Annotated in this window: 22 protein-coding genes; 8 read left to right on the forward strand and 14 right to left on the reverse strand. The window is 46.3% G+C overall.

What is annotated here, in order from left to right; genetic code table 11:
• The first annotated feature begins 345 nt into the window (after positions 1 to 345).
• Positions 346 to 1107 carry a 1-acylglycerol-3-phosphate O-acyltransferase gene (locus PTW35_RS23860; protein ID WP_044620858.1) on the forward strand — a complete coding sequence of 254 codons (762 nt, stop codon included), beginning with the start codon at positions 346 to 348 and terminating at the stop codon, positions 1105 to 1107.
• 62 nt (positions 1108 to 1169) lie between these two features.
• Here the strand turns inward: PTW35_RS23860 and PTW35_RS23865 are convergent, their stop codons facing one another.
• The 4 genes from PTW35_RS23865 to PTW35_RS23880 all read right to left on the reverse strand — a co-directional run bounded on the left by PTW35_RS23865 (position 1170) and on the right by PTW35_RS23880 (position 3635).
• Positions 1170 to 2027 (reverse strand): alpha/beta hydrolase, encoded by an 858-nt coding sequence (locus tag PTW35_RS23865; protein WP_281027758.1) that lies wholly within the window; start codon positions 2025 to 2027, stop codon positions 1170 to 1172.
• Positions 2028 to 2125: 98 nt separating this feature from the next.
• On the reverse strand, positions 2126 to 2716 hold the full coding sequence (locus PTW35_RS23870) for a TetR/AcrR family transcriptional regulator (RefSeq protein ID WP_281027759.1): 591 nt from the start codon (positions 2714 to 2716) through the stop codon (positions 2126 to 2128).
• Between the two features lie 153 nt (positions 2717 to 2869).
• The gene (locus PTW35_RS23875) at positions 2870 to 3118 is read right to left on the reverse strand and encodes a hypothetical protein (protein WP_281027760.1); all 249 of its coding nucleotides are present in this window, start codon (positions 3116 to 3118) and stop codon (positions 2870 to 2872) included.
• Positions 3119 to 3281: 163 nt separating this feature from the next.
• The gene (locus PTW35_RS23880) at positions 3282 to 3635 is read right to left on the reverse strand and encodes a DUF2750 domain-containing protein (protein WP_281027761.1); all 354 of its coding nucleotides are present in this window, start codon (positions 3633 to 3635) and stop codon (positions 3282 to 3284) included.
• A 240-nt stretch (positions 3636 to 3875) separates the two neighbouring features.
• Here PTW35_RS23880 and PTW35_RS23885 point away from each other — a divergent pair, with 240 nt between their 5' ends.
• The 4 genes from PTW35_RS23885 (at position 3876) to PTW35_RS23900 (ending at position 6994) form a co-directional block, all read left to right on the forward strand.
• A complete protein-coding gene (locus PTW35_RS23885) occupies positions 3876 to 4472 on the forward strand; it encodes a class I SAM-dependent methyltransferase (protein WP_044620855.1) in 597 nt (198 codons plus the stop codon).
• 205 nt (positions 4473 to 4677) lie between these two features.
• Positions 4678 to 5574: an EamA family transporter RarD gene (gene rarD / locus PTW35_RS23890; protein ID WP_281027762.1), complete on the forward strand. Its 897-nt coding sequence runs from the start codon at positions 4678 to 4680 to the stop codon at positions 5572 to 5574.
• Between the two features lie 97 nt (positions 5575 to 5671).
• The gene (locus PTW35_RS23895) at positions 5672 to 6070 is read left to right on the forward strand and encodes a globin (RefSeq protein ID WP_281027763.1); all 399 of its coding nucleotides are present in this window, start codon (positions 5672 to 5674) and stop codon (positions 6068 to 6070) included.
• Between the two features lie 9 nt (positions 6071 to 6079).
• The gene (locus PTW35_RS23900) at positions 6080 to 6994 is read left to right on the forward strand and encodes a hypothetical protein (RefSeq protein WP_281027764.1); all 915 of its coding nucleotides are present in this window, start codon (positions 6080 to 6082) and stop codon (positions 6992 to 6994) included.
• Here PTW35_RS23900 and ltrA read toward each other — a convergent pair.
• The 5 genes from ltrA to nrdD all read right to left on the reverse strand — a co-directional run bounded on the left by ltrA (position 6938) and on the right by nrdD (position 14323).
• Complete coding sequence (ltrA, locus tag PTW35_RS23905) at positions 6938 to 8230, reverse strand: group II intron reverse transcriptase/maturase (RefSeq protein ID WP_348637735.1); 1293 nt, start codon at positions 8228 to 8230, stop codon at positions 6938 to 6940. The two genes, PTW35_RS23900 and ltrA, sit on opposite strands and share 57 nt — an antisense overlap.
• Positions 8231 to 8842: 612 nt before the next feature.
• Complete coding sequence (locus tag PTW35_RS23910; RefSeq protein ID WP_044620852.1) at positions 8843 to 9106, reverse strand: DUF2960 domain-containing protein; 264 nt, start codon at positions 9104 to 9106, stop codon at positions 8843 to 8845.
• A gap of 34 nt (positions 9107 to 9140) precedes the next feature.
• Positions 9141 to 11138: an EAL domain-containing protein gene (locus PTW35_RS23915; protein ID WP_281027765.1), complete on the reverse strand. Its 1998-nt coding sequence runs from the start codon at positions 11136 to 11138 to the stop codon at positions 9141 to 9143.
• A gap of 528 nt (positions 11139 to 11666) precedes the next feature.
• Positions 11667 to 12134, reverse strand: coding sequence for an anaerobic ribonucleoside-triphosphate reductase-activating protein (gene nrdG, locus PTW35_RS23920; RefSeq protein WP_281027766.1), 468 nt, complete (start codon positions 12132 to 12134; stop codon positions 11667 to 11669).
• 68 nt (positions 12135 to 12202) lie between these two features.
• Positions 12203 to 14323: an anaerobic ribonucleoside-triphosphate reductase gene (gene nrdD / locus PTW35_RS23925; protein ID WP_281027767.1), complete on the reverse strand. Its 2121-nt coding sequence runs from the start codon at positions 14321 to 14323 to the stop codon at positions 12203 to 12205.
• A 388-nt stretch (positions 14324 to 14711) separates the two neighbouring features.
• Between nrdD and PTW35_RS23930 the strand changes: the two genes are divergently transcribed.
• The gene (locus tag PTW35_RS23930; protein ID WP_281027768.1) at positions 14712 to 16151 is read left to right on the forward strand and encodes a lytic transglycosylase F; all 1440 of its coding nucleotides are present in this window, start codon (positions 14712 to 14714) and stop codon (positions 16149 to 16151) included.
• 192 nt (positions 16152 to 16343) lie between these two features.
• Complete coding sequence (locus tag PTW35_RS23935) at positions 16344 to 16469, forward strand: hypothetical protein (protein ID WP_281027769.1); 126 nt, start codon at positions 16344 to 16346, stop codon at positions 16467 to 16469.
• Between the two features lie 114 nt (positions 16470 to 16583).
• Here PTW35_RS23935 and PTW35_RS23940 read toward each other — a convergent pair whose 3' ends face one another.
• The 5 genes from PTW35_RS23940 to PTW35_RS23960 all read right to left on the reverse strand — a co-directional run bounded on the left by PTW35_RS23940 (position 16584) and on the right by PTW35_RS23960 (position 21185).
• On the reverse strand, positions 16584 to 16799 hold the full coding sequence (locus PTW35_RS23940; RefSeq protein ID WP_044620842.1) for a DUF3820 family protein: 216 nt from the start codon (positions 16797 to 16799) through the stop codon (positions 16584 to 16586).
• Between the two features lie 43 nt (positions 16800 to 16842).
• On the reverse strand, positions 16843 to 17460 hold the full coding sequence (locus tag PTW35_RS23945; protein WP_281027770.1) for a fumarylacetoacetate hydrolase family protein: 618 nt from the start codon (positions 17458 to 17460) through the stop codon (positions 16843 to 16845).
• 132 nt (positions 17461 to 17592) lie between these two features.
• Positions 17593 to 18192: a YceI family protein gene (locus PTW35_RS23950; protein WP_281027771.1), complete on the reverse strand. Its 600-nt coding sequence runs from the start codon at positions 18190 to 18192 to the stop codon at positions 17593 to 17595.
• A gap of 60 nt (positions 18193 to 18252) precedes the next feature.
• Positions 18253 to 20208, reverse strand: coding sequence for an alkaline phosphatase D family protein (locus PTW35_RS23955; RefSeq protein WP_281027772.1), 1956 nt, complete (start codon positions 20206 to 20208; stop codon positions 18253 to 18255).
• Positions 20209 to 20312: 104 nt separating this feature from the next.
• Positions 20313 to 21185, reverse strand: coding sequence for a LysR family transcriptional regulator (locus PTW35_RS23960; protein ID WP_044621850.1), 873 nt, complete (start codon positions 21183 to 21185; stop codon positions 20313 to 20315).
• 126 nt (positions 21186 to 21311) lie between these two features.
• Between PTW35_RS23960 and PTW35_RS23965 the strand changes: the two genes are divergently transcribed.
• Positions 21312 to 22703 (forward strand): MATE family efflux transporter, encoded by a 1392-nt coding sequence (locus tag PTW35_RS23965; RefSeq protein WP_281027773.1) that lies wholly within the window; start codon positions 21312 to 21314, stop codon positions 22701 to 22703.
• Positions 22704 to 22715 lie beyond the last annotated feature (12 nt).

Raw genomic sequence — 22715 nt, forward strand, 5'->3', positions numbered from 1 at the left:
TCCTAATCAAGGAAGGTTCCTTGCATCTATCGGAAAACATTTATCTCTTTAATTCAGCCACTTATCCAGTTTTTTTTTGCCAGCTCGCACACAACTGCGAGCAACTTCACGCATTCACGCTTCAAAAAACTGTAATTTGTCAAATATTTGCTTTTTTAGGGAAACACTTACCATACCCAAATAACTTCAAGTAGTTGGCTATATACCAAATAGAACTGCGCAAGAAGCCTTCTCCCATCCCCCTTGAGCAATATTTCTGATAAAACATGCAACTATACACTGGTCATACAACTGAAAAGATTTCATAATGCAGGCAGTTTTTCATTAAATCGCTAAGGAGTAAGCGTGCTTGCATTCTTCCGTATTTTCCTCGCGGCCATTTTCATCGTTTTCACAACACTGTTCGCACTGGTGTACTGTACCCTGTTCAAACCTCGCGATCCTAAGCACGTGCATTTTTTCTGCCGCTGGTTTAATCAACTACAACGTATTGTTGGCGTCGAGCTGATCCATCGCGGCAAAGAAAAAATCGCAGACGTTCCCAAAGCCGTTTACATCTCTAACCACCAGAATGTATTCGACTTTGTAACCTCTCCCGGTATGTTGCCACCCCGTGCTGTATCCATTGGCAAGAAAAGCCTGCTGTGGATCCCTTTCTTTGGCCAGTTGTATTGGATTACCGGCAATATCTTGATTGATCGTGAAAACAAATCAAGCGCCCGAAACACTATCCAACAAGTTGCTGACGCTATCCACAAACGTAACCTGTCGGTATGGATGTATCCAGAAGGAACCCGAAGCAAAGGCCGTGGCCTGCTGCCGTTTAAAACTGGTGCTTTCCGCATGGCTATCGAGGCTGGAGTGCCTATCGTACCGATGTGCGTCAGCTCTATTCACAACAAAATCTCCCTCTCGGACCGCGACAACGGTATTGTAATTGCAGAAATGCTAGATCCTATCGATGTTTCCGGTTACGAGCTGAAAGATGCCCGACAGCTGGCTGATCATTGCCACCAGCTAATGGAAAGGAAGATTGCTGAACTCGATGCCGAAGTTGCCGAGTTAGAACAAGCTCGCTCAAGCGATAAAGTGACTATCAACTCTTAGTTGCCTCTACCTCGAGAAATGAAACAGGCTTGCCAAAGCAAGCCTGTTTTTATTTACGCCGGCTACCCCTTCTGTTCGGTAATCAGCATATCAAAGCCGCTCTTTAGTTGATCACTTTGCAAGATCCGCCCATGCCCTAGCCCCTCGGTTGTAATTAAAGTCACGTGCTGATTCGTACTTGCAAGCTCCGAGTGAGCATAAGAAGCGAAGCGGTCATATTTGTCATGAACAATTACCGCTTTTGCCTGCCGGCCATTCAAGCGATTAAGTGGATTGATACTATCAAGCGGAGAGTGATACTGCTCGGCAATATCTTCGACAACATCATGAAACAGCTTCATTGAATACCCCGACCGCTCAACAGTTGAGATAAGGTTCTCGGTATAGTTCAAAACCGGCGCCACTAGCAACACGGGCTTGTCTTGCAGCAAAGGATGTCGGCTCTCCAACACCATCGCTCCACCCATGCTGTGTGCGACAACCCCAGCAATACAATTCTGCTGCTCCAAGATACTATCAAATGCTGCCACAAAGCCCGGTAAATGCCCGAACTGCCCCTCGCTTTCTCCATGCGCGGGATTATCAAACGCCAACGCTTTGAAGCCTGAGGCAGCAATATGCTCCATCAGAGTATAGAACTGGCGAGAAGAGCCAGACCAACCATGACCAAGTACCCAAGTTGGCCCTTCTCCCAGGCTGTATGTCATCATCATACCTTCTGAAGTGGCAATCGGTTGACGGGTTAATCCAGCTGGCTCTGCAGCGGCTTTTTTGCTGCGCACCGGCGTCAGCAACACCTTCCGAGCAACACTTCTGGCATGGTTAGGCGCAATCCGATGATGTAAGCGGGTCGTCAGATTAATTAGCCGCCTGCGTAAATCAAAGCCCCGGCTTTTCTTGAAATAGATTTTGCTGCTCATTATTTTTTCACCCTTAAAATAGTACGACCGTGCTTTTTAAAGCTTGAGCTAATTGCTCACTATGCGCAGTGCATCTATTCCTGCTTAAAAGCTATTGACTACACACGCCAATGGGTCATCAGCCCTTCAACCCCTTGCCAAAAACGCTGGTGATCATCCGTTTCCAGCTCCATGCTGAGGAACAAATGGCTGCTGAGGTATACCCCGTATAACTGATATACGCACTGCCAACTGTCCAAGGTTGCAACAAACTCCCCCTGTTGCTTACCTTGCTCAATCTGCCGGTATAGATAATCAAGCCAGCGTCTTGTAACGCTCTTGAGCCTGAGCTGAACAGACTGCTCTTTATCACCGTGCTCTGTCCAAGCATCAAGAAACATACAAGACCCTTGGAAAGATCGATTCCAAGCTAGCCAGTTCGCCAGCAACAGCCGCAGTTTCTGCTCAATTTTGTCTGGTGCTTGCAGCCTGGCAGGCTGGATGACCCTTTCAACAAATAGCTCTCCAGCATAGTCCAGCACGGCAATTTGGAGGTTTTCACGAGAGTTAAAATGCGCAAACAAGCCGCTCTTTGACATGCCTGACGCTTTAGCCAGTTGGCCAATAGTCAAACTGTCCAGCCCTTCTCGACTTGCCAGCGAAAAAGCGGTATCCAAAATATGCTGGCGAGTTGCTGCTTTCTTGCTCATTAACTATTGTCCTTATTCACAACACCAAAAAATGGTGCTGCCTTACTGCTTTTGCTATTTTTAGCACGATCGTACTATTATTGAAAGCGATAAATCCTCGTCATCAGCACTCACTTCGTCCCATCGTCAATCCTTGCTATCTTGCAGCTAGCATCAACGTTCAGCGAAACGGAACAAACTGTCGATACGTATTGGGCAACTACCCACCTGGTGGACCATATCTTCGGCTTGCTTGAGTGAATCGTAGCTACATGGGATGCCATAGGTATCTGTAACTGGGTACTCATTTCCATCGACATCGATAAAATTAACACTCCAGCCAGCACTGAGAAAATCATGTACCAAGCGTGCTTCAACAATTGCATTATCAGCCATCAACTGGCGACACTCTGACAGGACCATAATCCCCTCCTTAACAGAAAGAGCCTTATACCCCCACTAGGAGAACAGCGTATATGGCTTAGCTGGGTATATGGGCTCAGCTAGTAGTCAATACAAGTATAGCAAGGGTATAAAAAAGGCTACCAGAGCGGTAGCCTTAAGAGTTCTTGCTGAGCCGATAACCTTACAGGTACATCTTCGCCACATCAGAAGGTTCAGCTTCAGAGCCTTCCAGCTGAGCGGTCCAGTTCAAACCAACCAATACACCGTCTTCAGCCAACGTGATCATCCAGTCTTCAACAAAAACATCTAGCGGGATCATCACTGCAGAAAACTCAGCCCACTCATCAACACAGTGAACAGCTGCATCGGCTTCGTTCGACCAGAATGGCATTACTTCAGATTCTTCGAACTCGCTAGAGTCAACAGAAAGCCAGTCACCTTCTTCGTTACAAAGTCCCCATACCTGCTGAGTATCTTTGGTCTCTTCAACAAACAGCTCGCTATTTGCCTTAATATCTGCGGTTAACTTAGTCATTCTATTCTCTCTTATGGATGTCTATACCCAAGAGGCTTGGATATAACATCAGTAACTTGATGTGCTGTAATAATACCAGAGTTTCATGTCAGAACATGAATAATTTCGTCCCCCAACTGGTGCTAACTCCATTAGATTATTACCTGTTCAGGGTTTGGATCGAGAATTGGGCATTGATGGCTATACTTGTTTAAACAGCAACAACAACAATACGTAACGGCTAGCATTAGAGGGTATCGCATGGCAACCGTTGACTGGCTATCAAGCCTTAGTAATCAGACCATTTTGAATCCACGCTCGCATCTCATCGAAGCCCACGAGTATATCGGCGAGCATGGTGAAAGAAAGGTTGCGGTTGACTGTGCCTGTGGAAACGGCAGAGATACCTTATACCTACTTGAGCAAGGCTACCATGTCTACGCCTTTGATAATGATCGGCCTCGCCTCAAGGCTCTATCAGAACATCCTCTGCTAGGAGCCCATCCTAACCTCGACATTCAAATCAGCAGTTTTGCCGACTATAAGTTTCCCCGCGCTAACTTAATCAATGCCAGCGCTTGCCTGTTCTTCTGCACGCCACAGGATTTCAACACGCTGTGGGGCAATATCTCAAACAGTCTCAAGAAAAACGGGATTTTTTGCGGGCATTTCCTCGGAAAGGAAGCGCTAGAGCCAAATGAAAAGCTCCCTATCCTCACCCACAGCCAATTCGAGCTCGAGCAATTATTAGCTGACTACTACATTATTTCCTGGAAAAAAAAGCAAGAGTACTCGGCTAACCTCACCGGAAAGAAAAGACTCTGGCTAATTCACACTATCATTGCAATGAAGAAATAAACGGCCATTTATTGCCAGCCTGAATAAGCAAAAAAACTGGCAATTTGTGCTTGTTTTTTGTTCTTGTTTAGACCAATCCATGCCAAAATATAGACCTTCCCCCACGGGCTCACCCTGCGCATTCACCGCATTGACTCAAACTCAATCAAACCCTTGATTGACACTGTTGGGGTTTCGTCTTGTATTTTTTTGTAGGTTAGCTTCTATGCACACTCAACGTGCCGGAAATGCCCTTGCTGCATTTTCATTTGTGCTATGGGGGATCCTCCCTCTTTACTATCAGTTTCTTCCAAGAGCAGACATTAATGATTTGCTAGCGTTGCGGATTGTTTTTTCCATACCGTTTATGCTGCTGGTAATGCTGCTATTGCGCCGGCCTTTTCCTAAAGCCTCACAGATCTGGCAGGACAAGCGCTCGTTAATGATGGCCGGTATGGCGGGATTAATCATGTGTGTATCATGGTATGCCTTTACATGGGCGATCACCCATGATCAAGTGCTAGCAGCAAGCTTAGGGTTTTTCATTAACCCGTTGTTTGCAATCGCGCTAGGGGTATTTTTCCTCAAGGAAAAGCTCAGTAAAGCACAATCTGCTGCCGTAATACTCGGCATCGTTGGTATTGGCTATCAAGTATGGCATTACGGAGAGCTACCATGGATTTCGCTGATTATGGGGAGTTTCTTCGCCATCTATGGCCTATGTAAAAAACATATTCGCTACGACGCCCTTACATCCGTCACCCTAGAGGCTGTGATACTTGCCCCATTTGCACTTGCTTACTTGGCAATTACCTATGTCAACCAGACTTCCACAGCATTATCGGCAGATTTCAGCACCCTGCTGCTGTACATCGGTTCTGCGCCCGTTACGCTAGCGCCACTGATTTTCTTTGCACTGGCCATCAGCCGAACCAGCCTAACGATGGTTGGGCTAATGCAGTACATTGAACCGACTTTGCAGTTCTTGTTGGCAGTTTTCTTGTTTGGTGAAGTTTTCGACCAGGTGAAAGCGGTAAGCTTTGGATTTATATGGCTAGGCCTATTACTCTGCAGCCTCGAAGCCCTGAGTGGCCTAGCTATGAGGCGACTAAGGACATCGTAGTTAGTTGCCCCTGAAAATTACTCCAACTGTTGCATAATTCATTTAAATTGCCATACTTTTTGTATGGCTTTTTTTTGATGAGGCTCCTGATAGTGGTATGGATACCCATGAAACCTTCAATGACAGCTATGCCCGCTGCCAACGAAACAAGTCATTTTTCCTCATTTTCTATCGCCATTTCTGGCAAAAAGATCAGCGTTTCGAAGACCTTTTTAAAAATGTTGATATGGAGCAGCAAATTCGAATGCTCAAACTCTCTATCTCGATGATAATGCTGGCATCATCGTCTGATCAGGCCCGGGAGGGAATTCGACGCTTTGGCAAAATCCACGGCCGCGAAGGAATTGGCGTTCAGCCCAATGATTTTGAAGCTTGGCTTGACTCGCTTATCGAAGCAGTCAGTATTTGCGACCCAAAATACAATGATGAGATTGCTTTAGCCTGGCGTCAGTGCTTTAAGCAAGGGATCGCTATAATGAAAGAGGAATGTCAATGAGGCAGCCCTATGCCAGCCAGCCCACAACCAAAAAGCACGCAACCTGATAGCTCTCAGCAAAAGTCCGCCCCGGCAAGTAAACGCTCACTTTTTGATTGGCGGTACGTGTTGCTGATAGTCATCGCGCTAATCCTCGGACTGCTGGCGATTTATTTCTCGCCGATCCGGCAGAGTCGAAACTTCTATGACTATGCTGATCAACGGTTACTGCTTGGCATCCCACACTTTTGGAATGTTGTCAGCAACGTGGGTTTCCTTGTCGTCGGGCTGATAGGGCTCAAGAAAAATCACCATCACTCTCTTGCAAGTGAGCCTGCCCTATCCTTCGCTTACCCGCTGTTTTTTGTCAGCTTAATTGGGGCTTTTTTGGGATCTAGCCTATACCATTTATTGCCAGGCCCTTTCACCTTGATGCTTGATAGGATCCCAATTACGATCGGCTTCATCAGCCTATATTGCATTATCATTGCACAATACCTTTCCCCAAAATTAGGCAAAGCAATGCTGCTACCCACCCTGGCCTACGGTGTACTCTCTGTCATCTACTGGTATATGACGGATGTCGTTGATGGGCGCGGTGATATGGCACCTTATGTATTAGTGCAACTACTTCCCATCATTCATATTCCCTTAATTCTCTGGCTGTACCCAAACAGAAACAATCCGACCCAATATTACCTCTATGCCCTCGGCTTATACGTTCTTTGTAAAATAGCCGAATCAAAAGACGACGAGCTATACCAACTCACGTCACAAGTCAGCGGCCATACCCTGAAGCATATTTTGGCGGCCTTGGCAGGATATTGCGTTTACCGAGGCTGGAAAAAAAGCAATCGAGTAGGAGGAGGCCTCGCGGCCTCCGTCCTCTCACACCACCGTACAAGCGTGGGTCGCATACGGCGGTTCCGAATATATTTTCAGTGACTCATACCCATCTCTCAATGAGTACATGCCCATCTCCTTGAACCGTTTCGTTGGCATGGCCTGATTGAGCTGCGGCGATAAAGCCAGATGCCACCATCCTTTCTCTGACATCGCTAGCTTCCAAGCATTGCGCTCGTTTACGCCTTCTTGGCGTAACCATATCGCTATGCTGTGTCTGCGTTTTCGCTGCTTGAGTCGGTAGCACCGTAAGCGCCGTCTTATCCATTCATCCAAGCGCTGCATCGCGCTTTTCCGCATGGCGAGCTTGAAGTAGTGTTGCCAACCTCTTAGATATTGAGTTAGTTCGACTATTACTGTCTTCAACTCTCGTCCTCGATTCCGCTTCGTTATTTGACGCACTCGCTTCTTCATGTGAGTTTGTGCTGTCTTCGAGATATGGATACTTCCATCTCGTTGGAAGCGATGGCCTAAGTAAGTCCGCTCTGTCACTCTTGTTGCTGCACTCTTCTCCCGGTTGACCGTGAGTTTCAGTTTCTGCTCCAAGAACTCCGTTATCGAGGCTTTTACTCGATTTGCGGCTTCCTCACTGTGCACGTAGATTTGGCAGTCGTCTGCATATCGGCAGAACTTATGCCCTCTTCGTTCAAGCTCTTTATCCAACTCATCTAATACGATATTTGATAGCAGCGGAGATAATGGGCCACCCTGTGGTGTCCCTCGTTGCCTCTGCTCGACTAACCCGTTTCGCATTATGCCTGCCTGTAGGTATGACCTGATCAGCTTCAGTACCCGTTTATCTGTGATATCTTTCGATAACCTGTGCATCAGCCTATCGTGGTTCACAGTATCGAAGTATTTCGCTAGGTCAACATCGACTACATAACCCCGCCCCTCCCTGATGTAGTGGCTTGCTGCCGCCAGAGCATGGTGGGCACTACGGTTGGGCCTGAACCCGTAACTGCTGTTGGAGAACTTAGGTTCGTAGATATCTGTCAGGACTGATGTGATGGCCTGCTGGACGATCCTATCAAGTACCGTTGGGATACCTAGCTGCCTCACTCCCCCACTAGGTTTAGGGATTTCTACACCCAAGACGGGTTGGGGTTGATAGCTACCGTCCAGAAGGCTCTGGCGGAGCGCTTGCCCATTGGAAGACTGCCGAAGCACCGAGATAGTGGCTGCTATGTCGAGTTTATCAACCCCAGCACATCCCTTGTTCTTCTTTACTCTTCTCAGGGCTTGGTTCAGATTCGTTGATGAACAGATCTGCTCCATCAACTGAGTGGAGGTCACCAAGACTCGTCCTCCTGTCTACGCCAAACATGCTTGTCATTCTTCGTGGCCATGAGCGTCACTTGCGGTGTTGCCCATTGGTACGTAGAGATATTGTTCATCTTGCTATGACTCCACATGATTGAGTGTCTAATGACTGCTTCTTGATATATTCAGTTCCGGCCTTCCCTTGGGTTGTACTTCCCCAAGGTACTATGCCTTCTGCTGACTTCTTATTAACCGTCACGCAGCATCACTGCTGCACTAGTCTCGTCCGAGACAGCTAATAAGATCTCCCGAGGTAAGACGTTGTTCTTTCCCTTGGTTGTGCCTGATTTACCCGTACACACTTCCCGTCGAGGCATTGGGCTATTCTATATATGGCTAGGTTACCCAAGTTGTACTGGCCTACTATCAGATTTCTGTTCGTCACAACCAAGTTTTGCCGTTTGCTTCCTTCAGATCCCACCTCACGGTGGGCACCCTTGCATAGGCTAACGGTTCTCGCTCGACTGAGCCCGTAGAGGACTTTCACCTCCTAGAACAACGCCATGCTCGGCGCACCAAAAAAGCCCCATGGCTAATGGGGCTCTGTTTCTACAGTAACTCGGCGGTCTATTTTTCGCCAATACCGCGGTTTTCTTTTTTCGCTAAGGTGATTTTTCCAAAGCCTAGTTTGCGAAAGTGGCTATCGCGAAAATCCCTAACCGCTTTGCTACCAGAAGAAACAGCTTCAACCTGCTGCTCCATCTTCAAGTACTGGCGTAAATCAATTCCTTCTGCTGCTGCTACCGCCTCATGAATCGTATGATACTGAGAGTAAGAAAACGTAAGCGTTTTCTCTTCGTTCTTATAGGTATAAATAATAGTGCGTGACATAACGCCTCCAACAGCAAAACTCAGACAGGGGAATTTACCCTACTTCAATTTCAGAAGAAACCTTTTTTCTAGCCTGACTCGAACATGTCGGCACGATATGCTCGGCAATGATCTGTGCTTTTGTCATTGGGCGGTAGAAAAAGAAGCCCTGTACATACTGCACCCCTTTTTCATGAATGAAGTCCAACTCTTCTGCCGTCTCGACGCCTTCCACCACAATCTTAGCCTGTGCGATATGGCCAAGCTGAACAACAACATCAAACAAGTTTCTGCCTCGTTCAGAATGTAAGTTTTCCACCAGAGAGCGATCAATTTTGATCTTATCAAACTCAAAGCGTGACAAATATGCCAACGACGAGTACCCAGTCCCGAAGTCATCCAGCGCAACGGATACTCCCATGGCTTTGATCTCTTGAATCACTTTCGCCGTACGGACTTCGTCCTGAATAAGCACTTCTTCTGTCACTTCAATTTCGACTTGCTCATAATCCAAGCGACTACAGTCTATGACCTGCTTCAGTGATTTCACAAATCCCTTTTTAAGCATAGTATCGGCAGACACGTTGACCGAGACAGTAAAATTTGGCGAATGCACCATTTCGGACGCGTCTGAAATCGCCTTTTCCAACACCCACAAATCTACATCGGCTAGCAGCCCAAGTTGACCAAATGACTTCAAAAAAGTTGGCCCCGTTACTCGTCCATTTACATCTTCATGGCGCAGCAACGCTTCCAACGCCACCACTTCAGAACGCTGTATATCAACTTGCGGCTGGTAATAAAGAACAAATGCACCGTTACTCTGGAGTTCCTCGACTTCTCGCTGAGCATTCATATTGTCCTGTATCGAAGGAATAAAACTGTTCAGCTTTGATTTGACCGGTACTTCGTCATCCTTAAAGAAATGAGTGCGGAAGATTGAAGATACATCTACACCAAGCGAACGCTTATCCATGATTTTGAAAAATGGATAATAAATAGCAATTCCGACCAAAATAAGAAACACCTGGAAGAGAGCCACCGAGACTTCGCCACCGGAGGCAACATACCCACTGAGCACGGGTGGGATCAACCAGCTGTGTACTTCGCTTAAGGGAGGAATGATTCCCGCAGCTGTTGCACCATATGCCAACAAGAAGCTCACAAGCGGCACCGACAAGAATGGCAAGATCATAATCGGATTAAATATAACTGGAATGCCAAACAATATTGGCTCATTGATGTTGAATATCGTCAAAATGAGCGCAGCTTTCGCCAACAAGCGATACCCTTTGCTTTTGGCAAATAACAGCATACACATAACCAAGCTTATCGTATTGCCACTTCCCCCCATTCCGGTGAAAAAATCATAAAAATTAGTGCTGATAATGTTGAGCTCAGCCCCAAAGTTCTTCCAGTCCGCCATATTAGCAATACTGATATCATAAAGTTCAGTTTTATAAACATGCAGAATATTATGGCCGTTAATACCCAGACTCCATAATATCCCTCGAATAAATTCATAAAACAGACCATCCTTAAAGGATGCGGGATCCAAGTCAGGAAATACTATTTCTGGATGAATAAATGTTTTAAATACAAATGCGGATAAATGAGAAGTTATGATTAATATGGCTAAAGTGAGAACACAAGTGACTATCATTTGAATTGATGAGTCCACTGTTGTTATAAACCGGTCAAAGTCAAACAGCCTAACCTTATGTATTCTTGAAATAATGACACAAGAAGCATAAGCCGTCAGCAGGGAAAGCAAAAAATTATTGGGTAGAGCTATGACAGGTGAAATGAGATCCCACTGCTGGGAAATAATAAAAAAAGAGGCCAGAGCACAAGATATTGGTGCCGCTTTCGGTAAGCGTAGTATTGATGAGTAATATGTTGTCAGGAAAATGTTCAATAACAGCGGGAACATATGTCCTGTCATCTCCCCGGCATAGCCGAGTGTAACACTGAGACTGTCATAACCAAGCTTACCTGTAAATATAGACAGCAAGTTAAAAAGCGCCGCCATCAAAGACACAGGCAAAGCCATAATAAAAACATTGCTTATAGCAACCAATAAGGAATTTGTAGATAACTTTGAAAGTAAAGGAGGCAATGTACACTATCCAATTTCTAAAACATAAGCCACATAGAGCCCGTTATAAATGCATAATTTCAACTTAACGAGTCGATATTATCAATCATATCAAATTAGGTTTATGAGCACACTATAATTGAGTTTTAATAAACTATTATTCCTAATAATTATAAGCTATATCTTAAATTTAACCCCTAGCAAAATATATAATGTAGATATAATAAAATTATACATTGAGATGAATTATGATTGATAATATAGAATAATTCGACGTAGCGTTTAAATCAGGGCCTATACAAGCCTGGTTTATATCAGCATAAAAATGCCACCAAATACTCAAGCTGTTTTCCCAGAGTTATACACAGAAACAGTGGATAACCCTCTAATTTAAACATAAATTTAACAGAAGAGGGCAAGTTATAGACACTTCGTGCCAATTTTTTGGCAAAATTACCGCGTAACGTAGCTAAATGTCTTTGTTTAGCCTTTTAGATGATGGATAACTTGATTACTGCTGCCCCGCCAGACTAATTCAGGATCATGCAGCTCTTTCTCAAACTTGCCATCTACGACAACATCGACAAACTCTAGTACCGCTCGTTGCTGCTCATCAAGCTCTGCAAAGCAATAACCTGTCCATAACCAAATATCCTTGCCAGGACATTCTGCCTGCACACGCTTTACCAAGCCTAAAACAGCATCTACATTCGCAGGGTGCAGGGGGTCTCCTCCTGACAATGAAAGCCCACGGCGCTTAATACGGCTGTCATTCAGATCAGCAATGATTTGGTCTTCCAACTCCCGGGTATAGGCATGGCCTGCATCCAGCCGCCAAGTACTCTGGTTGTAGCAACCACGGCATTGGTGCACACAGCCAGAGACAAACAAGGTACACCGTGTGCCAGGGCCATTGACTACATCTACAGGATAATAGTTGTGATAATTCATTGCAGCTCCAAATAAAAAAGTGCCGATTACTCGGCACTTGTTTCGATATTGCGGATAAACGTCTGTGATTACATATGTTTTACGCGGCGTTTAACTTCTTCTTGTTTACCGAAGTTAAACGGGCGAGCATCGGGGCTACCTAGGTATCCACACACGCGTCGGGTAACCGACACTTTGGATGGCTCATGGTTGCCGCACTTAGGACAGGTAAAGCCTTTACTTGTACAGTCAAACTCACCGGTAAATCCACACTCGTAACACTCATCGATAGGGGTGTTAGTGCCATAGTATGGCACACGGGTGTAGCTGTAATCCCACACGTTCTCCAAAGCTTCAACATTATGCTGGATGTTCGGATATTCGCCGTAACAGATAAATCCACCGTTAGCGATTTCTGGGTATGGCATCTCAAAGTCAATCTTATCGTAAGGGTTGACCTTCTTCTCAACATCCAGGTGGAAACTGTTGGTGTAATAACCTTTGTCTGTCACACCATCAACCACACCATACTCTTTGGTGTCGATCGCGCAGAAACGACTACACAGGTTCTCACTTGGCGTGCTGTAAAGGCTGAAACCGTAACCGGTCTCTTCTTTCCAGCTGTCTGTTGCCGCTTTCAGGCGCTCAACGATAGCAATCGCTTTTTCACGTAGTGTTTCACTATCGTAAACATGGGTTTCAGTACCATACAGCGCATTAATAGTTTCGTGGATACCAATGTAGCCTAGTGAAATCGAAGCACGGCCATTTTTAAAGATTTCAGAAACATTGTCATCTGGCTGCAAACGCACACCACATGCGCCTTCCATATACAGAATTGGTGCCACGCGAGCTTTAACACCTTCAAGGCGGCTGATGCGGGATTCCAATGCACGGCGCGCAAGGCCAAGCTTTTCATCAAGCAATGCAAAGAACGTCGTTTCATCGCCTTTTGCTTGCAAAGCAATACGCGGCAGGTTCAAACTCACCACACCCAGGTTGTTACGACCTTCGTGGATCAGTTCACCATTTTCTTCATATGGCCCCAAGAAGCTACGGCATCCCATCGGCGTCTTGAATGACCCCGTCACTTCGACTACTTTGTCGTAGTTCAGGATATCTGGGTACATACGCTTCGATGCACACTCTAGTGCCAGTTGCTTGATATCGTAGTTGGCATCACCTTTTTTATGATTCAAGCCATCGCGGATAGCGAAAACCAGTTTAGGGAACACCGCTGTTTTACGGTTTTTGCCCAAGCCGGCAATACGGTTCTTTAGAATCGACGATTGGATCAAGCGCGATTCCCATGAGGTGCCCAGGCCGAAACCAAAGGTGACGAACGGTGTCTGACCATTGGCAGTGTGCAGGGTGTTTACTTCATACTCCAAAGACTGGAATGCATCGTAACACTCTTTCTCGGTGCGGGCTCTAGCGAATTCCTCTGGCTGAGGGATATCCCACTCTTTCGCCACTTTTAAGTGTTTCTCGTAGCTCACGGCGACATAAGGAGCCAGCACTTCATCGATACGATTGATCGTGGTACCGCCATAAATATGGCTAGCCACCTGAGCGATAATCTGCGCCGTTACAGCTGTAGCGGTAGAAATCGATTTTGGAGTGTCGATTTCTGCATTGCCCATTTTGAAACCATGGGTCAGCATGCCGTTGAGGTCAATAAGCATACAGTTGAACATCGGGAAGAATGGAGAGTAATCCAGATCGTGGAAGTGGAGATCGCCGTCTTCATGTGCTTTGACAATATCACGCGGCAGTAGGTGCTGCTTTGCGTAATGCTTAGCAACAATACCCGCCAGCAGGTCACGCTGGGTAGGAATAACCTTGCTGTCTTTGTTCGCGTTCTCGTTAAGTAGAGACGCATTGCTTTGCTCAATCAAGCCGCGAATTTCACTGTTCAGGTGACTTTTCTTTTCACGCGCGATATCACGGTCATGACGGTACTCAATATAAGCACGAGCAACAGCCTTATGTGGCCCCATCATCAGGTGATTCTCAACCGCATCCTGAATAGCGTGGATCTCAACCTGCTCCTGGTCAGCAAACTGAGACAAAACTCGCTCAGCAACAGACTCAGCATAGGTGGCATCCATCGCCTCTACAGATTCGGCAGCACTCAATACCGCTTCTTTAATACGCTTGGTATTAAACGGTACAAGGCATCCATCACGCTTAATCACAACAGGGTTCACACAAGTCTCCTAAAAATGACAGTGTCACTAAAACCACTAAATATAGGGCTTACAAAATTGACCGATACAAGATGTGGTGTATTAAGCGAGAATTCAGGAACAGAAACATTGATCTAAGTCAGTATTTTACCAAGAGCGTTCACCTTACAACCGATGTTTTCGGTGACCTCTCAAAACTGACATTTTCACTCGTTTCATTGCAAAAATGTCAACCCATTTATTTTTGCTTCAGCACTGAATTCTCTAAAAAAAAGCTTGAATAATTTTGATAGTTTGAGTTCAAAACTGCTTTTATCAAAGTACCATTCAGTCACCTTGTTAGGGGGCTTTTTGTCGGTTGTGCCCTTGCCCTCTATACTCAAAATCATCATCGTGAAGAGTATTGCCCATGCATTCTGCTCTGCCCTTCTTATTCATCATTGCTCTCGTGCTGCCTGCTTTCAGTAATGCATTCCAACTTACCCCGCAGGCTTATGATAGATACACGGGCGATCTACCGGTAATGGAAAAAAAGCGTGTTATCCGGGTTCTGGTGGCCGCTGATCTTGGGTTTTATTATCTTGACCGAGGCCAACCCAAAGGGCTGATCTCCGAGATGCTGTTGCTGTTTGAAAAATTCGTTACGGAAAAGACCCAACGCAAGTACCGCATCCAAATCATCCCCGTCCATCGCGACCAACTGCTTCCGGCATTAAATGCTGGCATCGGTGATTTGGTCACCGCAAACCTAACCATCACTCCTGAACGAATGAGGCAGGTGGACTTCAGCCGCCCAATACTCAGTGACATACAAGAACTTTTTATTACCCACTCAACCCGCAGCCCTATTACCGACATAAAGCAGCTGTCGAAGAAGAGTGTCTGGCTTCGCGCGAGCTCAAGCTACTATCAAAGCGTCCGGCGGATTAACAAGCGGCTCCAGAAGCTCGGCAAAGAACCCATGTATGTGCACTTTATAGAAGAGACCCTACAAGACTTTGAAATGCTGCAGATGGTTCAGGAGGGCATTATTCCGATGACTGTCCTTGATTCGCACAAAGCGGAATTCTGGGATTTGGTCAACGATGACCTCCAAATCCACTATGAATACCCAATCAGGAAGAATGGTGCCATCGGCTGGAGTTTTCGCAAAAACAGCCCCAAATTTAAAGCGTTAGTTGATGAGTTTATTGAAAACAACCGACGAGGCACGCTAAACGGAAACATCCTTTTCAACCGCTACCTCAACAGTAAGCAATGGTTTCAAAAAGTGATGAGTCCTGACAACATTGAGACATTCAAGAAACTTGAAAAAAAGTTTATCCGCTACGGCAACATGTATGACATCAACTGGCTGATCATCGCGGCCCAGGCTTACCAAGAATCGGGCTTTGACCAATCCAAGCGATCACATGCGGGCGCCATAGGTATCATGCAAGTCCTCCCCCAAACCGCCAGTGAGCCCTATATCAACATCCGTAATATCCAGCATATCGAAAACAATATCCATGCTGGAGTTAAGTATATGGACTTTATCCGTGAGAACTATGTCGATGATGATGAAACGGATGAACTCAACCAGCTCTACTTTGCCCTTGCCAGTTATAATGCGGGCCCAAACAGGATAAAGCGGTTAAGAAAAGTAGCCGAAGAACGCGGCTATGACCCGACAATCTGGTTCAACAATGTCGAGGTTATTGTCAAAGAAGAAGTCGGCATGGAGCCGATTACCTATGTCGGCAACATTAATCGCTATTTCACTATCTACAAACAGATTTTCTCATTGCAAAACGCCGCAGGCCAGCGCATGGCAAACACCAATCGCCTGCGTTTCATGTTATCTCGATAACCCGCATATTTGTTTATATTTCGACCAGAACTAGCCTCAGGCATCCATTTCGATGAGATCAATGTCGCGCTTTCATCACGCTGTCATTTAATGTTCCTATTCTTGCCAGTAAAACATTAGGTAATGGAAATGTCCCTTAGGGGAGAAAATAGCTATGGGCCTCTGCCATAGCACTATACAAGGTGTGTAACTATGGATTTACTAAACAATACAACCATTGTCGTACCGACAGATGAAGAGCTGCTGGCAAACTGCCCTGATAGCTTGAATTTCAACGATGATGAAGACGAGCTTGCCAATGACATTATTGTGCTCTAGCTGCCATCTACATGAAAAAAGAGCGGGTCAATGACTCGCTCTTTTTGTTTTAACTATTTCTCATGACCATCTATTTAATTAGCCATGAGATTTATTGTCTGTTTTTTTAACGCTCTAATCCCGCTTGAGCGGACGTATCACACTCTCCAGCCCTTCGATTTTCATCTCCAGGGCTAATGCCATCAGCAAACCCAACTCCCCTTCAGGAAAGCCTTTTTTCTGGAACCACAGTAAGTATTCTTCCGGTAGATCAATAATCACCCGGCCCGCATACTTACCAAACGGCATCTTCACATTGGCTAACTTTACAATTTTTTCTTTATCAAACACGCTTAGTTTTTCTCTTTCGATATGGCGTTAGTATTTCAACGGGTTACTTGGCTAGCCACTGCGTTGAAACGATAACCTCTTCACCCGCTGTTACCTGAGCCTCGAACTGACTTCCGGCTTGTACTTTGCCCACACCAGAGGGTGTACCTGTCATCACAATATCACCATCGTTCAAGCTCATGAAGGTTTGGACTTCTTGCAAAACCACATCTGGCGAATAAATCATCAATGACGTTGAGCCCGATTGAGTCAATTTATCATTGATGAACAGGCGCAAGCCCAACTCCCCACGCTCAGATGGTGGCAGCGGTACAAACTCGCCAAACAAAGCTGAACCATCAAACGCTTTACTGCGCTCCCAAGGTAGCCCTTTTTCCTTGAGTTTGCTTTGTACACGACGCTTGGTGAGATCTAACCCTACAGCCACGGCATCAAAACGCCCATTGCGATAAAGAAAAGATAGCTCAGCCTCGTAGTGAAGCTCATCGCCGCCATGGGAAGACCGCAGCGTATTAGATATGGCCGAATTCGGCTTGATGAACAGTACCATCTCATCGGGTATTTCATTACCCAGTTCATGGATATGGGCAACGTAATTTCGACCTACGCATACAACTTTGCTCGGCGTAACTGTTTGTCCTTCAATGTTAACTTTTCTCATGTCTATCCCTGTAAACGCTCCGTTGTAGAGGAAAAGTAACACCATTAAAAAAAGCCGGCAATGGCCGGCTTGGTAAAACTATCGGATCTCAGAAGTACTATTATGTAAGAAGATGCCATGTATCTGTTGATACTATTCGGCCACAAACACCAAATTCGCATTAACGGGTACGGTAAGCAGTATCGAATTAAGCTCGGCGATCTCTTTGAGCTTGCCTATCCCGCCATCGAGACCAAAGGCGCCCGCTTTCACTTCGACGGGCTGAATGGTAGAAACCAGTAAGCCTCCGTCATCCAGACCAGTGACTTGAACTTTGGCATTCAGTGTTTCTTCCTTACCATGTAGATCGAGCTTGAATTCGACATCTTGTACCAAGGTTTGTCCTGCGGCTAACCCGCTGATAGCCTCACCATTCACTTTGGCTTCGATATTGGTTAGCGGAAACTTATCAGTATGAAACAGCTCTTTCTTCATTCGCTCATCACGGATCTGGATCTTGGTATCTACACTGGTCAAATCGATAGATAGCGATACTTCACCATCATCAGAAATAGACCCACTCAAATTACGAAAGCCGTGCTGCTCCATCACACTGTCATTCTTTACAGAGGAAAACCCAATCGAGGAGTGAGTGCTATCCAATTTCCACCCCGCCCAGGCACTAACAGCCCCAAATACGAGTACCGCTGAGACAGAACTCAATACCAACCTTTTTTTCCACGTTAACGCCATCGACTTCCCCTTCTATTGTTATTTCTTTGAAATATCACTTAGAAAATATAGGCCAGTTCTTTACTTGGCGTTAATTGGCGGAAAACTCACCCTCTCTCCTTCGGCAGTCAAAATAGCAATATCGACAGGCTTACCGTCAGCATCCAGCCTAACTTCACCGATAGCGCTACGGTTAATCAGGCGGTGATTCCCCGGCAAGTCCGGATCGCGTTTGAAGATTTTAAGACGCTTTCGCTTGGTGAGCCAATTGAGCGGGGAGCGAGGGCTATATAATATACGGTCCATGAAATCACAGACACGCAATAACGCATTGGGAAATTCGTTTTTGATCCCGCTTGAGGTGATCTGGTAAATATTCGGGCTACTATTGCGAAAACGCAGCTTAACGTCATAAGCGAACGAGTAATGCACATCACCAGATAAAATCACAAAATTGGTTGGGGTTTTGGTATGGGTGAAAATGCTGATCAAAGTATTGGCCGAGCCTGGATGGGCCATCCAGTTTTCAGCATCGATAAGCAATGGCTGCCCTAGCCAAGTCATGCCACGCTGCAAGGATTCAATAAACTTCACCCCGAACATCGGCGCAGCAGAAACCAAAATCACTGCGGGTTCATTCATCAAAGACATTTGCAGCTCGCTGAGCGCTTCCCAGTCCATCAAACCCGAAGGCTTGTTCATCTTGGACTCAGAACGCCAGCGGCGGGTACGGGTATCGAGTACCAGCATTTTCGGTTCTGTATTAATGGTGTAGTGCCATTGCTCAAACCGGTAGAGAAAGTCAATCAGACTGTCTTGGCTATCGCTGGTTGGCTGCTCGAAATAACTTTCAACATGACTAAAAAACGTCTCGTCAAAGCTCTCAGGCGCATTGCCCCACCCCTGACATAGCCAATAACTGATCAAGCCGTTACCGATGATCCGCCGAGAAAAGTGGTTATGGTAAGCCGCTTGCTCCCACCCTACCGTCAGGTTCCAGTCGTCAGTAATATCGTGATCATCAAAAATCATGTAGGTTGGAATATGCGCCATCAAGCGGCGGACTTGCGGTAAGCCTTTGACAAACTGATCTATCTGTATTTTTTCATCAGCCCAAAGCGTTTGCCATTTAGCTTCAAGTGTATTGCCTTGCCACTGGAACAGGTTGTGCTCCAGTCTCGCACTATCGACCAACTGCCACAGCTCTGGAGACCATACCAACAAGTACATAGCGTTGAACTCACTTAGTGTGATCAGGTGATTGCCAGATTCACGAGAGCTGAAAACCGGAGACTTGCGCCGTAACCAACTGGCAACTCGGGGAAATCTCTCAATGATATCTTCCCCTCCTTCCAGGTATTGCGGTAACAGTTTTTCCCTTCCATAGAAGTTATCAGCATGGCAGCGCAGCTCCTTGGTATTGGCTACCGGTGCCTTATCGAAATCTTCATCATAGAGCCCCAGTAAATCAATAACCTGCTGAATACTGTCAAGTGTTGAACCGGCAACATGATCGGCATAGATTTGATCACCGCTCATCATGAGCAATGACGGCCTATCGTCAATTTCTTGCCCTGCAACTTTAACATCAGCGGCCACTAGGCTGTCTTTACTTGGATAATGCGGATTGCGACAAGAGCCATGCATCACATAATCGGCTTGTGTTTTAATGATAAAGGCTGGGCGTGATTCCCCGTCATAGAGCAGATCTGGAATGAGCTCAGTGAGTACGCCGTCCTGTGTTTCAACTTGGTATTCCAATGGGGTGTCAGCAGGAAACTCGCCCAAATACGTTACCTGGTATATCCAAGCTCGCTCACCGATTCGGACATGTTTACCCTGCGAGAGGCTGCCGGAAAATAGCTCTTTTTGATCTGCTTGCTGATATAAAGTAAAAATTCCTTCCAGCGGACTCGAGACTGCAAACCACAACGTCAGCTCCTTGGGCGTTACCTTACGCAATATTGGCCCAGCAAGAATAAGCGGCAACGATTGGGAGGTGTCATGGGCAGTGGTTAGCGGTGATTCTTCGGTCATAGCTCGGCAGCACTCTTTACTTCAACATATTTCAATTGGTTATAAGTACGACATTAACAGCAACAATTTGTTTAATAAAGATAACTAGAAAATGATCGCGATAGCTAGAAGATTTGGGCCATTTCGCTATACAACCAGTCCATCACTCGACCTACGCCCTTATCCCTGCGCTTCACGACCCCCATCTCTACCATTAGTGGCTCAGGGATCTCTTCCGTTGATAGTTCTACAAGCTCGTCTACATACCACTCTTCTTGTGCAACATGCTCTGGCACCAAGGCCCAGCCGATCCCACGTATAACCATTGAAGAAATGAGGTAGTAGCTATCAATATGCCAATAATTAGATGAAATGGGCGTCGCTTTCCCCACTCCCATCCTGTCCCGAATAACCAGCTGCCGGTATTGAATCAAATCAGTCACTTTCGGTACCGGAATACCTGCCAAAGGGTGATCTCGCGATACAATCAACGCATGTTTGAACTGACCGATAGAAGTGAACTCCAAACTCTCAGGCAGGGTATCTTGATGAAACAACACCCCGAGGTCAGCTTTCTCCGTCGCGACCCACTGAGCAATATCTTGTTGTGATCCATTGATAACCGTTAGCTTTAGAAACGGGTGTGTCACGGATATCGACGTAAACAAACTTTCAAAGGCAGTAATCGGCACTGCCTCATCAATTGCGATCGTAAATGTCGCCTCCTGCCCGGAGGATACTGTCATCGCCCGCGCGGACATCCGCTCGCATTGCGCCAGCACCGCTCGGGCTTCAATATACATTTCTTCACCAGCAGCAGTCAGTACCGGTAAACGGGCACTTCGGTCAAACAATTCAAAACCCAAGTCCACTTCTAGGTTGTTAATAGCGGTACTCACTCGAGATTGAGCTTTACCAAGATGCCTCGCTGCGGCTGAAAAAGAGCCCTGCTGCACCGCACACACAAAAGCTTCCAGCTGATCTATCGTCCAATTCACCTTGTTCATCTCACTCTATTAGCATATTACAACCTCATTCTATCCGAAAAGCGGATAGTTCCTAACTTCAATCAATCATAAAAAGGGGGATAATGTTCTCAAAGTCACAAAAGCCAAAGATCTCCTATGCAAGAGAAATTTACACAAAGTCTCCCCCAGCAAGACACCACAATCGATAATAAAAGTATCAGCAAAACCTTTTGGCGATATGCGATCCCCTCCGTTGCCGCCATGCTGGTTAACGGCCTCTATCAAGTCATTGATGGTATTTTCGTTGGCCACTTCATAGGCTTTGAAGGATTAGCCGGGATCAATATGGCCTGGCCTATCATCGGGCTTATTGCGGGCCTTGGCCTGCTTGTCGGCATGGGGACTGGCAGCCTGATTTCGATATACAAAGGTGAAGACAACCACACAAAAGCACAACAGGCGCTTGCTACTGGCCTTGGCTTAATCGCCATTGCGGGCCTGTTGGTGATGGCTGCACTGGCGCTGATTGCGCCGTCGCTCTTAATCGCTCAAGGTGCAACTGGCGCACCGCTGGCAATGGGCCGGGCTTATATTGATGTCTTCACCTGGGGAGCCGTATTCACCATTGCGGCAGGTGCCTTGCCAATGCTCATTCGCAACGACGACAGCCCTAACTTTTCAACCGCCCTGATGATGGCTGGTGCCATTGTGAATATTATCCTCGATTATATCTTCATTGCGCAGCTGGACATGGGGCTAAGAGGAGCAGCTATTGCGACTATCATTGCCCAAATATCAATTACTATCGTGGCAGTAGGCTACTTTTTCACTGGCTATTCCAAATTGAGGCTCAGCCTCGGCACCTTCAAGTTTAACGCAGGGATTGCTGCCAATGCAGTTAGCCTTGGAACATCAAGCTTATTCATGTACGTCTACTTTAGTTTCATTATCGCCGTGCATAATAAGTTATTTATGCACTACGGCAGTGCCGTGCATGTCGGGGCATTCGCCATTGTCGGCTACTTGATGACGATGTACTACCTACTTGCCGAAGGGATCGCCAGTGGTATGCAGCCCCCAGTGAGTTATTACTACGGTGCCGGACACGGCAGAAAGATCCGAGCGACACTGCTCCTTGCGAGCAAAGTGGTAATGCTAACGGGTATCACTTCGGTGCTATTCCTGAATCTATTTCCGAACGCCCTAGTAAGCTTATTTAGCAACGGGGATCCGGCTCTCGCAACCGAAACAGTCAATGGCCTACGCCTGCACCTGTTCGCAATGTTCCTCGATGGCTTGATCGCGCTGGCTTCTGTGTATTTTATGTCAGTTAACCAAGGGGCAAAGGCCCTCGGGATTTCGGCGGGCAACATGCTGGTACAACTGCCTTTCTTGTACCTATTGCCCCAGTGGCTAGGTGTAGATGGGGTATGGCTGTCGGTGCCGCTGTCTAACATCCTGCTGGCCGCTATTGTTATACCGCTGGTTTGGAAAGATATTCAGAACAAGCAACATAGTGATATTACAGTAGGCGCTGTCACTGCCTAATCACAGTCGCTA

Source organism: Photobacterium sp. DA100, from assembly GCF_029223585.1.
Lineage (GTDB): Bacteria > Pseudomonadota > Gammaproteobacteria > Enterobacterales > Vibrionaceae > Photobacterium.